This is a genomic window from Mesorhizobium sp. P3_A9 (assembly GCF_056402975.1).
Genome location: NZ_JBFUGJ010000549.1, coordinates 1 through 2,687, shown reverse-complemented (window position 1 = coordinate 2,687; position 2,687 = coordinate 1). Strand labels below are relative to the sequence as shown.

Here is a 2,687-nt window from a genome sequence, read left to right as displayed (position 1 = left end):
CCGCCGGGCAAGTCCGTCTCGTCAGCGATTTCTCGGCCATCTATGAGGAGTTTTATCGCAGCTTGTCGATCTTGCCGGTCTTAGGAAAAGGCTGGATGAACCGGCTGAACGATATCACCGCCGCGGCGAACGCGGCGGCCGGCGGCGAGAGCGTTCCTGTCGCGGCGCTTGGCATGGTTGCCAAACTCGCGCCTGACGCCGCCGGCATTGCCACAACCATTCCTGCCTCGAACCAAACCCCTGTCACGAAGGAAGAACCTGCCATGACTGCCATCGACGTCGCCTTGGGCGGTAAATACCTGGTTGGAAAGAAAACGCTGATCGCCGGCGCAGCCTACGCCGCGCTGACAGTCCTGCATCAGACATCGATGCTGACGATCGATCCCAAGATCTACGAGATGCTCGTGCAACTTATCGTGACCTATGGCGGGCTCTCGGCTCTGTCCAAATTCGAGCGGTCGAAGCCAGAAGTCGAGAAGCAAGGTTAGTCGGTCGCGCATCCTCCCAGCGGACTGGAAGAAAGGGCCCGGAGCGTTCGCTCCGGGCCCTTTCTCTATTGCCAAGTCGGACATTTCTCGCGAGCATCAGCAAAAGCTGCGAAAACGCCAATCCTTTATTTGACCGCTTTCACCGCGGCATCCACATCCACCAATCCGGCACCAAATGCCTGCTGGCGTGTCAAGGACCTTCCGTTGATGTGATCCGCTATCAGATTGCCGGTTGCGGGAGATGGCAGATGTTCCAAATCGAGATGCGGAAGCTTCATTGTCCGCGCTGTGGATTTCAAAAGGGCCTTGACCTCCAGGCCGTTCAGCCGGGCGTTCTGGTCCTTTGGATGCATTTTCTTCATCTTGCGCTGTATCAGAGCGGCCGCCCCTGCCACGATCGCGGATGCCGCGGATGTACCACCAAACTCAGTGAAATCGCCCGAGAACTGCGTATTGGAGAGATCCTTGTAGCCTAAGTTGCTTCCGCTGCCTTCGAAGCCGAACGGGCCTGGAATGTCGATGGCCATGATCGTTTGTTCGGCGAAGAGATTGGATTTGAGATCAAATTCAGGATCATTGTGAGAGACCTCATCGCCACTGACCGTCTCGGGCTGTTCGTGAAAGCCGTTTTGTTTGAGCGTTGCGACGTAGGGATAGTCCGGATAGGTCCGGTCGGTCTGGTCGAGGCGGTACTGGTCGACGTCAAATATTTCGCCGTCATCGCTCGGCGCACAGACCGTCAGATCTTCGTCGTATGAGCTGTACGATGACCGAATGCCGCGGAAGTTCATCGCCCCGACGGCAATCACGCCATTCGGACTCCACGCGGCGCCAGCCAGTGCGGCGGGCGCGATCAGCCGGCTTTCTGCATCATTGCCGGCCGCACAAATGATGGGGATCTTCCGCGACACCGCGAGGATGACTTCGCGAAGAATACGCCAGCCTGGCGCGCAGTTCGCACTCTTGTCGAGCAGATCGTCCGGCAATCCCCGTGGGAACAGGATGGCATCCGCCCCCTTCACCCATGCGAACAGAAAAGCAAGAATCAACGGCTCCGGCCGCGGTGCGAAAGACGTTGTCACCGAAATCAGCTTGCTGAATGGATCGACACCAAAATAAGCAGTCGGCGCCGGTGCTGGCTGTCCGCTCTTTTCGGGAACTGGCGTTCGTCCCACCACCAGCCCGGCGCACGATGTCCCGTGCGACGAGAAGTTCAGATTCGCCGTTTTTGGCGCACCTGAATCAAAGGGGGCGCAGTCCTTGTTGTCATCGAGAAAGCTCTTCAACTGGGCCATATCGGCATCATCAAGCGACACACCCAACTCGTCCAGTTTTGTGGGGAACTCGCTGAACGGCCCCGATGCCAGTCGGGCTGCCTTTTTTTCCACGACCTTGATCGGCATGCCGGTGAGATCCAGCACCTCATCTATAACTATTCTGTCCTTCAGATAGACATGGGCTGTGTCGACACCCGTGTCGATCAGCGCCACCTTGGCTGCCGGAGAGCCCTCCAACTGCTCCCAGATTGCGCTCGTGTAGTTTCCCGAAGGGTTCTTCGGATCAACCGAAAGAACCCCTATGGCATGCAAGTGCCAAAAAGCCCGATAGGCACGTACGGGCGCCCTAGTTTGTGTCATTTGAGTATCCCCCTCAATTCCATTCAGACTGCGCTTCGCGCATCAACTCGCTGCAGGCATCCACAAGGAAAGGCAGAAACCTTTCCGCCAGAAGCCTCCCGCCGGCGGTGTCGCTCTCATAGTGAAGGCCTGCCCATTCACGATTCTCCGCGACCCGCGCGGCGATGCGGTGCAATTCCTCGGTCGCCGGATGCTGCGGAAAGAAGCGCTCGAACACCAGCGCCAGCGAAGTACACTGGAAGGCATGATTGGATGGATAGGAAAGATGCGGCGGTACCGGCAGCATGGGCCGCAAAGTCGGATCGATCATGCTCGGCCTGGTGCGGCCATACATGTCCTTGTACTGCAGTCCGACATACTCGCAAATCTGAAGAATGGTGGAGAAAAGAGATTCTGTCGCCTCAAACCCGGCGACATTCTCAATATACAAAGGCCTGGTGAAATCTGAAAGATCGAGCGTATCTTGGCGCTCTATCTCCTCTCTTCTGTTCTTACGCTCATCGACATTATACTGCTTTGCCAAAAGATTTTCGATTTCAAGACGAGTCTGATCAGGGCCTGG

General features: G+C 57.0%; 3 protein-coding genes. 1 reads left to right on the top strand and 2 read right to left on the bottom strand.

Going from position 1 to position 2,687, the window contains the following annotated elements:
- Positions 1 to 488 (top strand): hypothetical protein (locus tag AC1DX0_RS34290; protein ID WP_477358790.1); only part of this gene is annotated, 488 nt, incomplete at its 5' end.
- A 125-nt stretch (positions 489 to 613) separates the two neighbouring features.
- Here the strand turns inward: AC1DX0_RS34290 and AC1DX0_RS34285 are convergent.
- Positions 614 to 1,978, bottom strand: a complete 1,365-nt coding sequence (locus AC1DX0_RS34285) for a S8 family serine peptidase (protein ID WP_477358787.1) — start codon at positions 1,976 to 1,978, stop codon at positions 614 to 616.
- A gap of 160 nt (positions 1,979 to 2,138) precedes the next feature.
- Positions 2,139 to 2,687: phosphatase PAP2 family protein (locus AC1DX0_RS34280; protein WP_477358785.1), on the bottom strand; the 549-nt coding region annotated here is incomplete at its 5' end.